The sequence below is a fragment of the Streptomyces albiflavescens genome (genome assembly GCF_014645835.1).
GTDB lineage: Bacteria > Actinomycetota > Actinomycetes > Streptomycetales > Streptomycetaceae > Streptomyces > Streptomyces albiflavescens.
In genome coordinates, this window is sequence record NZ_BMMM01000007.1 from 261,284 (window position 1) to 277,206 (window position 15,923).

Annotated in this window: 16 protein-coding genes and 1 pseudogene; 8 read left to right on the forward strand and 9 right to left on the reverse strand. The window is 70.8% G+C overall.

Going from position 1 to position 15,923, the window contains the following annotated elements; all coding sequences use genetic code 11:
• On the reverse strand, positions 1-435 hold a 435-nt coding region (locus IEY95_RS20985), incomplete at its 3' end, for a nucleoside/nucleotide kinase family protein (protein WP_189187609.1).
• A gap of 165 nt (positions 436-600) precedes the next feature.
• Between IEY95_RS20985 and IEY95_RS20990 the strand changes: the two genes are divergently transcribed.
• From IEY95_RS20990 to IEY95_RS21000, 3 genes are all read left to right on the forward strand, one after another.
• Positions 601-1,293: a DUF2293 domain-containing protein gene (locus IEY95_RS20990; RefSeq protein ID WP_189187610.1), complete on the forward strand. Its 693-nt coding sequence runs from the start codon at positions 601-603 to the stop codon at positions 1,291-1,293.
• Positions 1,294-1,626: 333 nt separating this feature from the next.
• Complete coding sequence (locus IEY95_RS20995) at positions 1,627-2,106, forward strand: anthrone oxygenase family protein (protein ID WP_189187611.1); 480 nt, start codon at positions 1,627-1,629, stop codon at positions 2,104-2,106.
• Between the two features lie 236 nt (positions 2,107-2,342).
• Positions 2,343-3,830, forward strand: coding sequence for a glutamate synthase subunit beta (locus IEY95_RS21000; RefSeq protein ID WP_189187612.1), 1,488 nt, complete (start codon positions 2,343-2,345; stop codon positions 3,828-3,830).
• Between the two features lie 146 nt (positions 3,831-3,976).
• Here the strand turns inward: IEY95_RS21000 and IEY95_RS21005 are convergent, their stop codons facing one another.
• On the reverse strand, positions 3,977-4,513 hold the full coding sequence (locus tag IEY95_RS21005) for a carboxymuconolactone decarboxylase family protein (protein ID WP_373294501.1): 537 nt from the start codon (positions 4,511-4,513) through the stop codon (positions 3,977-3,979).
• 47 nt (positions 4,514-4,560) lie between these two features.
• On the opposite strand from IEY95_RS21005, the gene pdxR reads away from it, so the two are divergent.
• Positions 4,561-5,970 carry a MocR-like pyridoxine biosynthesis transcription factor PdxR gene (gene pdxR / locus IEY95_RS21010; protein WP_189187614.1) on the forward strand — a complete coding sequence of 470 codons (1,410 nt, stop codon included), beginning with the start codon at positions 4,561-4,563 and terminating at the stop codon, positions 5,968-5,970.
• Here pdxR and IEY95_RS50725 read toward each other — a convergent pair.
• The 3 genes and pseudogenes from IEY95_RS50725 to IEY95_RS21025 all read right to left on the reverse strand — a co-directional run.
• Positions 5,968-6,389, reverse strand: a pseudogene (locus IEY95_RS50725) (SAM-dependent methyltransferase); the annotation flags it as partial. The gene pdxR and the pseudogene IEY95_RS50725 sit on opposite strands and share 3 nt — an antisense overlap.
• An 84-nt stretch (positions 6,390-6,473) precedes the next feature.
• Positions 6,474-6,737 carry a DUF397 domain-containing protein gene (locus IEY95_RS21020; protein WP_189187615.1) on the reverse strand — a complete coding sequence of 88 codons (264 nt, stop codon included), beginning with the start codon at positions 6,735-6,737 and terminating at the stop codon, positions 6,474-6,476.
• Positions 6,738-7,598: a Sco1979 family transcriptional regulator gene (locus tag IEY95_RS21025; protein WP_189187616.1), complete on the reverse strand. Its 861-nt coding sequence runs from the start codon at positions 7,596-7,598 to the stop codon at positions 6,738-6,740.
• Between the two features lie 179 nt (positions 7,599-7,777).
• Here IEY95_RS21025 and IEY95_RS21030 point away from each other — a divergent pair, with 179 nt between their 5' ends.
• The 3 genes from IEY95_RS21030 (at position 7,778) to IEY95_RS21040 (ending at position 11,026) form a co-directional block, all read left to right on the forward strand.
• Positions 7,778-8,458: an ATP-binding protein gene (locus IEY95_RS21030; RefSeq protein ID WP_189187617.1), complete on the forward strand. Its 681-nt coding sequence runs from the start codon at positions 7,778-7,780 to the stop codon at positions 8,456-8,458.
• A 77-nt stretch (positions 8,459-8,535) separates the two neighbouring features.
• The gene (locus IEY95_RS21035; protein ID WP_229703218.1) at positions 8,536-8,901 is read left to right on the forward strand and encodes a hypothetical protein; all 366 of its coding nucleotides are present in this window, start codon (positions 8,536-8,538) and stop codon (positions 8,899-8,901) included.
• 262 nt (positions 8,902-9,163) lie between these two features.
• Positions 9,164-11,026 (forward strand): ABC transporter ATP-binding protein, encoded by a 1,863-nt coding sequence (locus IEY95_RS21040; protein WP_189187787.1) that lies wholly within the window; start codon positions 9,164-9,166, stop codon positions 11,024-11,026.
• A gap of 71 nt (positions 11,027-11,097) precedes the next feature.
• Here IEY95_RS21040 and IEY95_RS21045 read toward each other — a convergent pair whose 3' ends face one another.
• The 4 genes from IEY95_RS21045 to IEY95_RS21060 form a co-directional block, all read right to left on the reverse strand.
• A complete protein-coding gene (locus tag IEY95_RS21045) occupies positions 11,098-11,271 on the reverse strand; it encodes a DUF8839 family protein (RefSeq protein ID WP_189187619.1) in 174 nt (57 codons plus the stop codon).
• 217 nt (positions 11,272-11,488) lie between these two features.
• A complete protein-coding gene (locus IEY95_RS21050) occupies positions 11,489-12,199 on the reverse strand; it encodes a DUF899 domain-containing protein (protein ID WP_189187620.1) in 711 nt (236 codons plus the stop codon).
• 82 nt (positions 12,200-12,281) lie between these two features.
• Positions 12,282-13,442 (reverse strand): cytochrome P450 family protein, encoded by a 1,161-nt coding sequence (locus IEY95_RS21055; protein WP_189187621.1) that lies wholly within the window; start codon positions 13,440-13,442, stop codon positions 12,282-12,284.
• Positions 13,443-13,466: 24 nt separating this feature from the next.
• On the reverse strand, positions 13,467-14,810 hold the full coding sequence (locus IEY95_RS21060; protein WP_189187622.1) for an amidohydrolase: 1,344 nt from the start codon (positions 14,808-14,810) through the stop codon (positions 13,467-13,469).
• 149 nt (positions 14,811-14,959) lie between these two features.
• Here IEY95_RS21060 and IEY95_RS21065 point away from each other — a divergent pair, with 149 nt between their 5' ends.
• Positions 14,960-15,913, forward strand: a complete 954-nt coding sequence (locus IEY95_RS21065; RefSeq protein WP_189187623.1) for an endonuclease/exonuclease/phosphatase family protein — start codon at positions 14,960-14,962, stop codon at positions 15,911-15,913.
• Positions 15,914-15,923: the final 10 nt, after the last annotated feature.

The window sequence follows — 15,923 nt, forward strand, 5'->3', positions numbered from 1 at the left end:
GAGGGGGCCGTGCAGCAACAGGAGACCGCCGGGCGGGAGTTGGACGTAGGGGCTGCGGGTGGCCCGGTCGGTGGCCGGGTCCCAGAGGTCGGGCAGGACGCGGCCGTTGCCGCCCGCTTCGAGGGGACCGAAGACCTCGCGCCAGAGGGCGCCGGTGTCGACCCAGCCGTCGTAGTAGGCCTCGATGTCTTGGTGGCCGTACTCGAGCCGGAGCGACGCGGGACGCAGGAAGTCCGCGGTACCGACCACGAGGGAGGACCGGCCGTGTATGCGCAGCGCCTCCGAGACACGGTGGGCGAGGTCGCCGGGGCGTGCGGCCGGGGCTCCGTCGAAGGCGATGCGCGGCCAGGGGCTGCCGTCGTTCGGTTTCAGGTCGAGCAGACGCTCGGTGAGGAGGTCGCCGAGCCGTTCCCAGGTGATCGCTTCGAGTCGCACAGGCCCATGATGCCGCGATCACGAGGTGTTCTCGTGGGGCCGGCGGGTGCGAGGAGCTCAGGATGCTCGCACCCGCCGGCCCCGGAGGACGGCTCACGACCACGACTGACGCGCGCGGCTCACCGGCGGCGTAGATCCCGGGGCGGACGGGGGAATGAACCGCGTATGGCATCGATCGCAACTCCCCCGCAGCGCACCGGACTTCTCGTCATCCAGCCGCTCAAGAAGCGGCACTGTGCCGAGTGCCGGACCGGGCCACTGGCGCTGCTGGTGCTGGAGGAGGGGTTGCCGCGGTGTCTGGACTGCGCGGATCTGGGGCATCTGGTGTTCCTGCCGCGCGGTGACACGGCGCTGACGCGGAGGTCGAGGGAGGGCAGTGCGCTGTCGGCGGTGGTGGTGCGGTTCAACCGGCGGCGGAGCCGGTACGAGCGACAGGGCGTTCTCGTCGAGGAGACGGCGCTCGCCCGGGCCGAGAAGCGGTGCCTGGCGGACGCGGAGGCGCGGCGGCGACGCCGGGTGCGGGACGCGCGGCGGCGCGAGGCGGAGGATCTGCGGTTCACGGACACGTTCGCGCGGGAGATACGCCGGCTGTTTCCCGGTTGCCCGGCCGACCGTGCACAGACGATCGCCGCGCATGCCTCGGTGCGCGGCAGCGGGCGGGTCGGGCGCAGCGCCGCGGGTCGTGCGCTGTCCGAGGCCGCGGTGACCGCGGCGGTCCGCGCCTCCGTACGGCATACGGACACGCCGTACGACCAGTTGCTGATGAGCGGTGTGCCGCGGCATGAGGCGCGGCGGCGGATCGCCGGGGCCGTGGACACCACACTGCGGGGATGGCACGCGGGGCGTGCGCCGACGTGACCGGGCGCCATCGACGACTTCGGCCAATTCGCCACTACAGCCGCTTCACCACTTCAGCACTTCAGCACTTCAGCCACTTCAGCACTTCAGCCACTTCAGCCACTTCGCCACTTCGGCCGCACCGACCACACCGACCACACCGACCGCACCGACCTGTCGACCTGTCGGGCGGCAGCGCCGGGGTCGGCATCGCCCGGACAAGCCCGCCTGGACGCTCGCGTATGCGCCCGCACCCCTCGACCATGGTCACTGTCCCCGTACGGGATTTCACTTGTGGTGACGGTAGGGCGCCGTGCAGGATCTTTGATCTCGGGGATCGATGCGGGGGTTGTCATGATCGATGGGCCGTATTTCGTGCTGACGTTGCTGGGTGTGCTCGGCTGCGGGCTGGTGGCCGGGGTGTTCTGCGGGTTCTCGACGTTCGTGATGAGGGGGCTCGCCGAGCTGCCGCCAGCGCAGGGGGTCGCCGCGATGAACGCGATCAATGTCGCCGCGCTGCGCCCGGCGTTCATGCTGGTGTTCCTGAGCTCGGCAGGGCTGTGCGCGGTTCTCGCCGTGGTGACGTTCGTGCTGTTGCCGGACGACGGGACGGTGGAGCTGCTGCTGGGTAGCGCGCTGTATCTGTTCGGGTCGTTCGGGGTGACGGTCGTCGCCAACGTGCCGCGCAACGAGACGCTGCTCAAGATGGACCCCGGGACGCCGGAGGCGGCCGTGTACTGGCGTACGTACGTGCGCGAGTGGACGACGTGGAATCACATCCGCACGGTCGCGTCGGCCGCCGCGGCGATCTCGTACACGCTCGCCCTCACCTGAGGCACACGACCTCCCTGAGGGCGCGGCGCCGGAGCACCCGAGGCGGACACTCACCTCACTCGAGGGCGGCGCATGCGCGACGAGGAAGCCCAGCGGGAGCGACCCCTCAGCTGAGCGGCGACGCCCACGGAGGGGACGTATCGTGGCGGGAAAGGAGTGTCGCCCGACGGCCGTGGGCCGATCGTGTCCGACGGCCGCGCGCCTCCGTGCCCGTCGCGTACGCAAGGGAGACGGCCATGGCCGATCCCAAGGGATTCATGACCACACCGCGCGAGGAGTACCCGCGCCGGCCCGTCGAGGAACGCGTACGGGACTGGAACGAGGTGTACGTCCCCAGGGCGCTGCTGCCGATCATCAACAGGCAGGCCGATCGCTGCATGGACTGCGGGATCCCCTTCTGCCACGACGCCTGTCCACTGGGCAATCTGATCCCCGAGTGGAACGATCTCGTCTCGCGGGACGACTGGCGGGCGGCGAGCGACCGGCTGCACGCCACGAACAACTTCCCCGAGTTCACGGGGCGATTGTGTCCCGCGCCGTGCGAGGCGGGCTGTGTGCTCGCGATCAACCAGCCGGCGGTCACCATCAAGAACGTCGAGGTGGCCATCGCGGACCGTGCCTGGGAGGACGGTTTCACGCCACCGCGCCCGCCGGACCGGCTCTCCGGACGGACCGTCGCGGTCATCGGATCCGGGCCCACCGGGCTCGCCGCGGCCCAGCAGCTGACGCGGGCCGGACACACCGTCGCGGTGTACGAGCGGGCCGACCGGATCGGCGGGCTGCTGCGATACGGGATCCCCGCGTTCAAGATGGAGAAGCGGCACCTGGACCGGCGGCTCGAGCAAATGCGGGCGGAGGGAACGAAGTTCCGTACGTCGACTGCTGTCGGAACGGACATCCGCGCCGCCGACCTCAAAGCACGCTACGACGCGGTCATACTCGCCATAGGCGCCACTGCGTGGCGTGAACTCGACGTACCTGGACGGGAGTTGGCCGGCATCCATCAGGCGATGCAATATCTGCCGCTGGCCGACCGGGTGTGCGAGGGAGATCTGGAGGTCTCGCCGCTGTCCGCGGCCGGCAAGCACGTCGTGATCGTCGGCGGCGGTGACACCGGTGCCGACTGTCTGGGGACGGCCGTACGGGAGCGCGCGGCGTCCGTGACCCAGCTGGACATCTATGCCCAGCCGGAGGCGGAGCGCGACGAGGACGTCGAGCCGTGGCCGACGTACCCGAAGATCTATCGGCTCTCGGCCGCGCACGAGGAGGCCGGCGTGCTGGGGACGGCGCCCGCGGCGGACGCGGACGCCCGGCTCTTCGCGGCGTCCACGCTCCGCTTCACCGGGGACGCGGACGGGCATGTGCGCTCGCTGCACCTCGTCGAGGTCGACGAGCGGCGCCGCCCGGTCCCCGACTCCGGGCGGACCCTCCCCGCCGACCTCGTCCTGCTCGCCCTCGGCTTCTCGGGCCCCGACCGCCATGACGGCCTGCTCGATCAGCTCGACCTCGAGCTGAACCCGCGCGGCACGATCGCCCGCGACCCGGACTTCGCGACCAACGTCCCCGGGGTGTACGCAGCCGGGGACGCGGCCCGCGGCCAGTCCCTGATCGTCTGGGCCATCGCCGAGGGCCGCGCGGTGGCCGCCGCGGTGGATCGCGCCCTTTCGGGAGCGTCTCGCCTGCCGGCGCCGATCGGGCCGTACGACCGCCCCATGAAGGTGTAGGAATCCCGCCACCGAGCACCACCGAACGCCACCGAGTGCGGCTCAGTTCGGCACCGCGAACCGGGCCGTCGTGGTGCCTCGCCGTTGCGGCGGAACGGAGTTGTCGCTCATCGGTTCCGGTCGGAGGTCTCCGCGCGCAGCGGGGTCTATCGCTCGTCGGTGCCCGCCACCTTCGCCGTCGACAGCGCCACGCGATTCCATGTGTTGATCGTGAAGATCAGGGCCAGGACGTGAGCCAGTTCCTGGTCGTCGAAGACCGCGGCGGCCTGCGCGTACACGTCGTCGGGCACGCCCGCGTCGGCGACCCGCGTGACGGCCTCCGTCAGCGCGAGGGCCGCCTGCTCCCGGGGCGTGAAGAAGTGACGGGCCTCGCGCCACACCGCGACCATGTGCAGCCGGTCCTCGCTCTCGCCGGCCTTGCGGGCGTCGTTGGTGTGCATGTGAAGGCAGTAGGCGCAGTGGTTGAGGTGCGAGGCGCGGATCTGGATCAGTTCGACGAGGGCCGGGTCGAGCCCGTCGCGGGCCGCCGCGTCGAAGCCGATGAGGGCCCGGAAGACCTTCGGGGCGGACTTCGCGAAGTCGAGCCGGGGGTTTTCGGCCACGGACGCCACGCCCCCAGCAACACCAGCAGAGGCAGTAGAGGAGGAGGTTCCGGCCGTCGTGTGCATCGTGTTCGTCGTCATGACCATGAATCTACGGGCCGGAAAGACCGACTGTAGGGTGCATTTCCATGGCGGAATCATGGGTCAATTACGCGGAGCGCATCGGCGCCGACCTGCACCTGGAGCTGTCGGGTTCGGGCGGGCGGCGGGCCGCGCTGATCCGTGCGCTGCGCGAGGCCGTACGCAGCGGCAGGCTCGCCCCGGGCACCCGGCTGCCGCCGTACCGTTCGCTCGCCGCCGACCTGGGCGTCGCACGCAACACCGTCGCCGACGCGTACGCCGAGCTCGTGGCCGAGGGCTGGCTGACCGCCCGGCAGGGCTCGGGCACACGGGTCGCCGAGCGCGCCGTGCCGCCGGGCGCCCCCGCGCGCGTGCCGAAGAAGGCGTCTCCACGCGCGCGTGGGCCCCGGCACGACCTGCGGCAGGGCACGCCGGACACTGCCTCGTTCCCGCGCGCCGACTGGCTCACGTCGTACCGCCGAGCCCTCCAGCAGGCGCCCCACGAGGTCTTCGGGCCCGGCGATCCGGCGGGGCGGATCGAGCTGCGCGAGGCGCTCGCCGAGTACTTGGCACGCGCGCGCGGCGTACGCACGGAGCCCGGACGGATCGTGATCTGCTCCGGCTTCGCCCATGCCCTGCGGCTGCTCTTCCCCGCCGTCCTGCGGGGCCCGCTGGCTGTCGAGTCGTACGGTCTCGGTTTCCACCGCGAGCTGCTGGCCGCCGCGTCCGTACGGACCGTTCCGCTGCCCCTGGACGAAGACGGCGCCCAGGTCGCCGAGTTGGGCAGGGAGCGGGCCGTACTTCTCACGCCCGCACACCAGTTCCCGACCGGTGGTCCGCTGCATCCCGAGCGGCGCACCGCGGTGATCGGCTGGGCACGCGCGCGTGGCGGGGTGATTCTGGAGGACGACTACGACGGGGAGTTCCGCTACGACCGCAAGCCCGTCGGCGCCGTACAGGGCCTCGACCCCGAGCAGGTCATCCACATCGGCTCGCTCAGCAAGAGCCTGTCGCCCGCGCTGCGGCTGGGCTGGATGGTCCTTCCGGAGCGGTTCGTCGACGCCGTACTCGCCGTCAAGGGTGAACGGGAAGCCTGGGCCAGTGTGTTGGACCAGCTGTCGCTCGCGGACTTCATCGTTTCCGGGTCGTACGACCGCCACGTGCGGCGGATGCGGCAACGGTACCGGGCGCGGCGGGACCGTCTCGTGGCCGCACTCGCCGCGCGGGCACCGCACATCGAAGTCACCGGGATCGCGGCCGGGCTGCACGCGGTGCTGCGGCTGCCGCCCCGGACCGAGCGGTCGGCGGTCAAGGCCGCCGTCTGGCAGGGCGTTGCACTCGACGGGCTCGCCGAGTTCCGGCACCCGGCGGCGGTGACGGCCGCGCCGGACGGGCTGGTGGTCGGCTATGCGACGCCCGCGGAGCATGCCTACGGGGCGGCGCTCGACGCGCTGTGCGGGGTGTTGCCGCCGGGCTGACCGCAGTGCCAGGGTGACGCCGACCGCCTTGAGCTTCTCGACGGCGGCTGCCGACTCTTCCGGTGTGAAGTCGGCGGTGGCGTGGGTCATCATCGGATAGCTGCCGGAGGGCAGTTCGGACAGCAGCCGGCCGGTGGCGCTGTCCAGGAACTGCCGTACGCCGTTCTGGGCCGGCCTGGGGGTCCCCCCCAAGCGTTCATGGGGGTCCCCCCAGGCGTTCAGCGCTGGGGGAGCGTGGCACGGTGCATGAACGCGCGGTTGACCCGTGCCATCACCGGCACCCTCGGGTCGAGGACGAGCATCTGCCGCCCCATCTCCTCGTCGACGGGGTAGTTGTCCTTGCCGCCGAGATACCAGTCGTACATCCGCGCGGGATGCGGCTTGCTCGTGTCGATCTCGATGGGGAGCCGGCCGGTCATGACCGTCTCCGTAAGTCCGTGCCGCGGTAAGTATTCAAGTCATTGCCAAAATCAGGGAAGTGGGAAAAAGGGAGCACACATGGGTCAGGAGAGAAGGAAGTCCGCCTCTCCCGCCTTCGCGCCCTGGATGAACGCGGTCATCTCGCCCGGTGTGTAGATGAGGGCGGGTCCGTCGGGGTCCGCCGACTGGCGGACCGCGATGCGCCCGTCGGCGAGCTTCATCGCCTCCAGGCAATTGCCGCCGTTTCCGCCGCTCCACGGCTTGTGCCAACCCTCGTTGCCCAACTCGCGGGCAGGCATTCCGTTGTAGATGCGCACATTGCGTATCCGCGGCTTGATGCGTTCCATTCACAGCTCCTTGCGGAGATCCCGGAGGATCTCCTTCGTGCGATGTGCCGTAGCGGCCTGAGCCGCCATGCGGTCCATGACCTCGAGGTGGGTCGCCACCTCCGAGCGCGCGTCCAGGTAGACGGCGCCGGTCAGGTACTCGCTGTAGACCATGTCCGGGAGTTCCGGCATGGCAAAGCGGAACAGCACGAAGGGCCCATAGGTGCCGGGGTGCGGACCCGAGGAGAACGGGATCACCTGCAGCGTCACATGGGGCAACTTCGTGGCCTGGAGCAACTTGTCGATCTGCGCGCGCATCACCTCGGGACCGCCGATGGGGCGGCGCAGGGCCGTCTCGTCCATCACGGCCCAGATCCGGGGTGCGTCCTCACGAGTGAGCAGATCCTGGCGTTGCATGCGCAGCGCCACATGCCGTTCGATGTCCTCGGGTCTGGTCTGACCGATGGCGCCCGCCTTCAGGACACCGCGCGCGTAGTCCTCGGTCTGCATCAGACCGGGCACGAAGTGAGGCTCGTACGAGCGGATGAGCGCGGCCGCGCCCTCCAGACTCACGTGCATCGAGAACCAGTCCGGCAGGATGTCGTGGAACCGCTGCCACCAGCCCGGTTTGTTGGCCTCCTCGGCCAGTTGGACGAAGGCCTCGGCCTCCTCGTCGCTGACGCCGTACGACTTCAGCAGTAGTTGGAGGTACGGGATTTTGAGGGAGACCTCGGCCATCTCCATACGGCGGACCGTGGCGGGCGCGACACGCAGGATGCGCGCGGCCTCCTCACGCTTGAGACCCGCGCGTTCCCGCAGGTCCAGCAGGCGTCGGCCGAGGACGACCTGACCGACCGTCGGCGCGGACCGCGGTTCGCTCACGTCCCACCTCCACTGAGTCCGGACAGCCCGGGCGGCGCCGTTCGGGGTCTCTCTCGACTGCCCCAACTGGCGCCGCTCGACGTGCTGTTGCGAGCAGTGTGCCACGCGCCTTCACGGAGTCACACGGCACTCTGCATTTTTCAGAGTGACACTTGCCAAGTGTTCACGGCGGGGCGATAGTGGCAAGCGTGACTCCGTCCGCGCCGTTAGGAACAGACGCCGCCGAAGACCGGACCGACCTCCGTGCCGCCGCTGGGCTCCGCCCCGGCGCGGCCGCCGAGCGCCGGCTCCGCTTCGAGCTGGCCGCACACCCGGGATCCGTCGCTCAGGCCAGACGTCTGGCGCGTGCCCGGCTGTCCGGCTGGGCGGTGTGCGAGGACACCTGCGACACGGCGGCCCTCGTCATCTCCGAGCTGGTCACCAACGCGATCGTGCACGCCGCGGGCGAACGCGTCGTCTGCGAGCTGCACGACCGCGACGACATCGTGCGAATAGCCGTGCGCGACGAGGGATGCGCTCCGAGTGAACCGCATCCCTCGCCCCAGCGGCCCGAGGAGGAGCACGGGAGGGGATTGCTCCTCGTCGCGGCCGTGTCCAGGGCCTGGGGGGCCCAGGACACCGGGCCCGGCCTGCTGGTCTGGGCGGAGCTGGAGCGCGTGGCGGGCGGGGCGGACTCGGACACCGGAGCACACCCGGATCCAGGCTGGCGCGCGACGGACACCGAAATACGTTCCGACCTGGGCTGGAGCGCGAAGAAGCCACCGGCCGACGGCCGGGGCGCCGGGACGGAGGCGTTCTGGGGAACGGGAACCACGGGAGTCCCCCCGGTCGAACCGGGCCTCGATTGGGGGAAGGTGTGAGAGGTACCTCGGCAACGGGGCCTGGAGCGCAGGTCCTGAGCCTCGACACGCTGGTCCGCCTGAAGCGCGGGCAGCGGATGCCGGGGCCGCTGAGGCGTCTCCTCGTCCCCGAGGGCATGACCGCGCCGCTGGGCTGCGACGCGGTGTCGGTGCCCGCCCGCTTCGGACCTCTGCTGCTGCCGCGACTGCCCCGCGTGGGCTGTGTCTACGCCGACGGGGCGCACTGGTGGTGGATCGTGCCCTCCGACTCCGACGTCGCGCTGGAGTGGCCGGCGCCCGCGCGTTACGCCACGGGCGCGGTCGTACCGGACACGCCAGCCCCTCCCGGGCTCATCCACAAACCGGACGGCACGCTTCCGTACACCCCGCCGATCCCCCTCTATCTGGCCCTGTGCCAGGTCACCGGAACCACACCCGCTTGGTCGCGTCCGATCAGCGCGTAGGCGCTCAGGTCGGGCGCGGGGCCTCAGGCACCGCAGGAGTGTCCGAAGTGTGCCCGTCGGTGCGCCGGTCACCGCAAAACCCCGCTGCCACCGTGCGTGGAGCGGCGCGTTCCTGGGGAATGGACCGTTCGTCCATTCCTGGGGGAGGCCAACGGTGGGGAAGACCGCACGAAAACCGGCGGGGAAGAAGAAACACGGCGACGACGGGCCGCCGCCCTCCGACTCGGAACACCTGCTCTTCGGCGGTCCGCTCCGCTACGACATGGGCTGGTCCCAACATGCCGACGCGTTCCTGGAGTTGAACTTCCGCGCGATGGTGACCCGGCTGCCGTCGCTGCTCGCGTCCAGTTTCCGACTCGCCTGGAAGGCGGACCCACGCGCCGCCCGTGTCGTGCTGGTCTCCGAGCTGGCCCGCGGCGGAGCCCAGGCGGTCAGCCTGCTGGCGGTCAACAGTGTGCTCGGGCGGCTGATGACGAGCGGCCCGGTCGAGGACCGGTTACGCGGCGCGCTCCCCGCACTGGTCACCGTCGCCACCGTGATGCTGGTCGGCGCGTTGCTGCGGGCCGCCTCGACGTACGCCACCGGACGCCTGGAGCCGAAGGTGGAGCGGGTCGCGACCGAGCTGTACCTGGAACGGGCGGCGGCCGTGGAGCTGGCCGCGATCGAGGACGACGCCTTCCACAAACTGCTCGACACCGCGCAGTACGGCGCCCAGTCCGCCCGGCGCATGATCACCATCGCCGCCCGCGTCGTGAACGCGCTGATCTCGCTGTGCGCGGCGGCGGGCGTGCTGACGGTGCTGCACCCCGCGCTGCTGCCGCTGCTGGTCACGATGACGCTGCCGAGCGCCTGGAGCGCGCTGACGATCGCGCGACGCCGCTACGAGTCGTTCCACACCTGGGTGCAGCACGCCCGCGCCGGGCATCTGATCAGCAGTCTGCTCACCGAGCCCGCCGCGGCCCCGGAGATCCGCGTGCACGGCGTCGGGCCGTTCCTGCTACGCCACTTCCGCTCGATGTCGGAGAGCGCCGAGGCGGAACAGGCGCGCCTGGCCCGGCTCTCGGCCCGCACCGGTCTGATCGCCGCCGCCTGGACGGGGCTTGCCACCCTGGCGACGTACGCGACGCTCGGCGGGCTGCTGCTGGCCGGCGCCATGGCGCTCTCCGTCGCCGGCACGGCCGTGATCGCGATCCGCACCGGCTCCGCGAGCCTCGGCACGCTCGTCCTGGAGGTCAACTCCCTCCACGAGGAAGCCCTGTTCGTGGGCGACCTGCAGCGCCTGTACGTAGAGGCCGCCGAGCGCGCGATCCCGGTGGGTGGCGATCCGCTCCCCGACGACCCGAGTGAGATCCGCTTCGAGAACGTCACGTTCACCTATCCGGGCACCTCGACCAGGCCCGCGCTCGCGGACGTCACCCTCAACCTGCCGCTCGGCAAGATCGTGGCGCTGGTCGGCGAGAACGGCTCGGGCAAGACGACCCTGGTCAAGCTGCTCGCGGGCCTCTACGCGCCCGAACGCGGCCGGATCCTGTGGGACGGAGTCGACGCGGCGACCGCGGACCGGCATCAACTCGCCGAGCGCATCGCGATGGTGGCCCAGGACTTCAAACGGTGGCCCTTCACGGCGCGCGTCAACGTCGCGGTCGGCCGCACCTCGGCCCCGCTGACAGACGAACGCCTCACCTCGTCAGTCGCCGAGGCCGGCGCGGAGGACGTGGTGGCGGATCTCCCGCGTGGCCTGGACACGCTCCTCGCCCGCGGCTTCAGTGGCGGGCACGAGTTGTCGGGCGGGCAGTGGCAGCGCCTGGGCATCGCACGGGCCGCGTACCGGCGCGGGGCCATCCTGATCGTGGACGAGCCGACGGCCGCGCTCGACGCCCGGGCCGAGCTGGAGGTCTTCGAGAAGATCAGGGCCCTGGCGGGCACCGGTCAGACGGTCATCCTCATCACGCACCGGCTGGCGTCCGTGCGCCACGCCGATCTCGTGCACGTCCTCGACCAGGGCCGCCTCGCGGAATCCGGGAGTCCGGACGAACTCCTGGCCACCGGCGGCATCTACGCGGAGCTGTACGCACTGCAGGCGGAGCAGTTCACGACGCATCCGTCGTCACCGAAGGTGAGTTGACCTCATTCGGCACGCCGCACCCTGTGTCGCTCGGCCGTACCCCGGGTCTCACCGGACCGTTCGCCCGCATGTCACTCGCCGACGTCGACACCTCGTACGACGACCAGGAACGCGTCCGTGGAGAGGTCCATGACGACCTCAGCGGCCTGGCCCTCCTGGCGGCGCGCCTGTGCGAACTCCTCCGCGGGCCACGACCCGCGCGGCCCACCGGCGGGAAAGCGCTCCAGCACCGTTCGCCCGTTCACCCTGCACCTCCATGTAGCGCTGCTCTCCTAGAGTTAAACGCCCTCCATGGGGTGAACGGCTCGCGAAGTGACGGTACTGAGACGTAGTCGACACTTGGTCGCGGGTTCGCTGTGAGGGAATTCTCAGCTCCCGTTACCCGCCGTATCAGTCCTTGTACTCGTCGTGGTATCAGTCCTTGTACTCGTCGTGGTGTCAGTCCTCGTACTCGTCGTGGTGTCAGTCCTCGTACTCGTCGTGGTACCGGATCCGCTCGCTGCCCGCGGGCGCCCCCAGCGCGGATGCGCGCCCCTTGGGCTGCTCCCATTCCTCCTGCCGTCCCAGTGCGGTGAGGTCGAGGAGGCTGGTCGTGGAGCCGAGCCCGTCGAGGCCGCGTTCGTACGTGGAGTACGTGTGGAAGACGCGGTCGCGGTCCCGCAGGAAGCAGCTGACGCCCGGACGCTCGTACGGCTCGCCGCCGTCCTCCTCACCCTCGTCGCTTCCCATGAAGGACACCTGGAAGTCGTGGTTGAAGTCGCTGTCGTACGACGAGTACCAGGGCACCGTCCAGCCCATGCGCGCTTTGAAGGGTAGGATTTTCGTGTACGGCGCCCGGGACACGGCGGCGAACTCGGTCCCGCGGGCTCGCAGATGCGCGAGGTGCCCGATCTGGTCGAGGAACGCCGAACAGCTGCGGCAGCCCGCGTCCCATTCGGGCGCGAACATGAAGTGGTAGACCACGAGTTGGTGCCGCCCCCGGAAGAGGTCGAGCAGCGTCACCTTCCCGTCGCCGCCCTCGAACACGTACTCCTTGTCGATCTCGACCATCGGCAGCCCGCGCCGCTCCGCGTTGAGCGCGTCACGCGCACGCGTGGCGGCCTTCTCCTTGGCCAGCAGTTCCTCGCGCGCGGCGCGCCACTCCTCGCGCGAGACGATCGGCGGAAGCGTCATGTGCTCCTCCTGCGGAACGGTGCCTTCTGTGTAGTGACCGGCCGCAGAAGCAGAACTCATCGGCGTATCGCCGAGATATTTCTCAGTACGTCACCGGAAGCGCGAGCAGGCCGCGGGCGCGCAGGGAGGGCCGCCACCGCAGCTCGGCCGGGTCCCCGTCGAGCGCGAGGTCCGGGAGGCGTTCCAGGAGCGCGGACAGGGCGATCTCCATCTCCAGGCGGGCCAGCGGAGCGCCCAGGCAGTAGTGGATGCCGTGGCCGAGCGCGAGATGCCCGGAGGTGTCGCGGCCGAGGTCGAGGCGGTCGGGGTCGGGGAAGCGGCGTGGGTCGCGGTTGGCGGCGGCGAGGGACAGCAGGACGGTCTCGCCCGCGGGCACGGCGACCCCGCCGATGGTCACGTCCGCTGTCGGGAAGCGCCGGATGGCGAGCAGGGCGGGACCGTCGAAGCGGGCGAACTCTTCTATGGCAGACGGGAGTTGGTCAGGATCGACCGACCGACCGGGGTGGGTGAGCAGCCCCAGGACGGCGTTCCCGATGAGCTGCACCGTGTTCTCGTACCCCGCGAAGAGGATGAGGAAGGCGAGCGACATCAACTCGTCCTCGGTGAGCCGGTCATCCGCGTCGCGCACCGCGATCAGGTCGGACAGCAGATCGTCCGCGGGCTTCTTGCGCTTGGCCGCGAGGAGCCCGGTGAAGAACCCGAGCATCGCCACGATCGCCTCCTTCGCGGCCCCGGGGCGGGCCGGGTCGGGTGCGACGAGCGCGTCCGTCCAAGCTCGGAAGTCCCGCCGGTGTTCGTCCGGAACGCCGAGCAGGTCGCCGATGACCGTGATCGGCAGGGGCGCGGCGTACGAGGCGATCAGATCCGTACGGCCGTGCGGGCCGAGTGCGTCGAGAAGCCGGCCGGCGGTCTCCCGGACGGGCGCCCGCAGTTGCTCGATGCGACGCGGTGTGAAGGCCCGCCCGACCAGCCGCCGGATGCGGGTGTGGTCGGGTGGATCCATGTTCAGCAGATTGGCGTCGAGGGCCGGCGGGAGGGCGAAGCCCTGGTAACTCCCGGGCAACGCATGCCTCTTGTCGAGCGAGAGCAGCGGGTTCGCCAGGGCCTCGCGCACATCGTCGTACCGCGTGACCAGCCAGGCGGGGCTGCCGTCGGGTCCGGCGACGCGATGCACGGGCGCGGTGTCGCGCAGGCGTGCGTAGACGGCGTACGGGTCGTCGATGAGGCCTTCGGCGGGGTCCATGGTCTCCACCCTAGGCACGGTCGATCATGTGTCGTACTCCTGGATCCGCCCGCCGTGGCTCCGATCGACGAGCGAGGGAAGCCGCTCCCCCAACTCCCCCACAGTGGAAGGCAGATCGATGGTCAGCAGTCGCCGGTCCCGCATCAGCACCCGGCCGTCGACGATCGTCGTCCGTACGTCGCCGGCGCGGGCGCTGTGCACGAGCGTGGCGGCGAGGTCGTGCACCGGCTGGGTGTGCGGGCCGGTGAGGTCGACCAGGATGATGTCTGCTCGCCGCCCCGGCGCGAGACTGCCGATCCGCTCGCCCAGGCCGACCGCCCTGGCGCTCTGGAGTGTCGCGTGGTGCAGGGCTTGACGGGACGTCAGCCACCGTGGGTCGCCCTCGGCCGACTTCTGCACGAGGGAGGTGAGCGCCATGGACTCCCACACGTCCAGGGAGTTGTTGGAGGCGGCTCCGTCCGTGGCGAGCCCGACGGGGACGCCGATCCCGCGCAGGGCCCGCACCGGTGTCGGGCCCCAGGCGAACTTCAAGTACCCGCGCGGTGCGGTCGCGACCGCCACCTGTCCCGTCGCGCCTTCCAGCACGGGCAGGTCGCGGTCGATGATGCCGGTGCCGTGCGCGATGAGGATCTCCGTGTCGAGGAGCCCGGTGCGCTCCAGGATCTCGATCGGCGTACGCCCATGGCGCGCAAGGCTGTTGTCGGTCTGGTCGCGGCTCTCCGAGGCGTGGAGGTGCACGGGAAGTCCGTGCTCGCGGGCGAGCTCGGCGGTCGCGGACAGGTCGGCGTCGTCCACGGTGTACGGGGCGTGCGGGGCGAGTGCGGTGGTGATGCGCCCGTTCGCACCGCCCCGGTTCCGCAACGCGAACTCCAGTGACTTCTCCAGCCCTTCGGCGCCCTGCGAGGAGAAGAAGGCCTCCCCCAGGTGCGCGCGCAGCCCGCTCTCGGCCGTCACGGCGGCGACGGTGTCCATGGAGAAGTAGTGGTCGGCGAAGCAGGTGACGCCACCGCGGATCATCTCGGCGCAGGCGAGCCGCGCACCCAACTCCACGTCCTTTTCCTTGAGGTTGGACTCGATGGGCCAGATGAAGTCGTTGAACCACTCCTCGGCGGGCAGGTCCTCGGCGATGCCGCGCAGGGCGACCATCGCCGCGTGGGTGTGGCAGTTGATCAGTCCGGGCATCGCCACCTGACCGCGGGCGTCGATGCGCTCGACGGCGTCCAGGTCCCGTACGTCGTCGGTGATCGCCTCGATGACCCCGCCTCGTACGACGATCGAGGCGTCCTCGACGAACCCGATCTCCTCATGCTCGTCGTGTACGAGGGCGGTGCATCCGGTGATGATGAGATCAGCGGGAGACTGCGTCATTGCGTCACCGTACGACGGTGTCGTGACGCCGGGGGAGGTGAACCGCGCATCCCGTCCCAGCCCTGTCGCCGGGCCGTTCGCGCGAGCACCCTGGGCATCACGAAGCGTGCCTTCTGACGTCACCGACCCGCCTTCTGGAAGGAGCCGGCATGCTCCTCGGCACCTGGAACCTGGAGAACCTGTACCGGCCCGGCGGCCCCTTCGGACCCAAGGACAAGGCCGCCTACGAGACGAAGCTCGCCGCCCTGGCCGCCGTCATCACGGAACTCGACCCTACGCTGCTGGGCGTGCAGGAGGTCGGGGACCCGGACGCGCTCGCGGACCTGGCCGGAATGCTGGACGGCGAGTGGCAGGTCACGCTCTCCGGTCATCCGGACGACCGCGGGATCAGGGTCGGCTTCCTCAGCCGAGTGGTGCCGCGGATACTCGCCGACACCAACGTCTTCCCCGAGCTGCTGCGCCCCGTGCAGGCCGACGACACCGGGAGCACCGTGTCGCACGCGGGCCGCGGCCTCCTGGCCGTGGAGATATCCACCCGGGCCCTGACTCTCCAGGTGGCCGTCTGCCACCTCAAGTCGAAGCTGCTGTCGTACCCCGGCGGACGCTTCCAGCCGCGCGACGAGGGCGAGCGGGCCCGCTACGGCGCGTACGCCCTCTACCGGCGGGCCGCGGAGGCCACGGCGCTGCGCGCGCTGGCCGACAACCTCCTGGCCGGCGAGGGCCGCACCCGTGACGTGGCGGTGCTCGGCGACCTCAACGACGAGGTGCAGGCCGCGACCACCCAGATCCTCCTCGGGCCGCCCGGCTCCGAGATCGGGACGCCCGGGTACGACCGTCCCGACTCGGGCGACGCGACGCGCCTGTGGGACGTGGCCCCGCTGATCCCCGCCGAACAGCGGTATTCGCGGGTGAACTCCGGTCGCCGGGAGCTGATCGACCACATCCTCGTCAGCCATCGCCTGGTCCACCGCGTCACCGCCGCGGGTACGGGGCTGCCCGGCACGGAGCAGCCCACGCTCCCGTCGGTCGGCGCGGATCCGGGAGAGCGGCGCGGGGCGGCGGGGTCGGACCATGCGCCGGTGTGGGTGCGGGTGCAGCCGTAGCTTCTTGGTG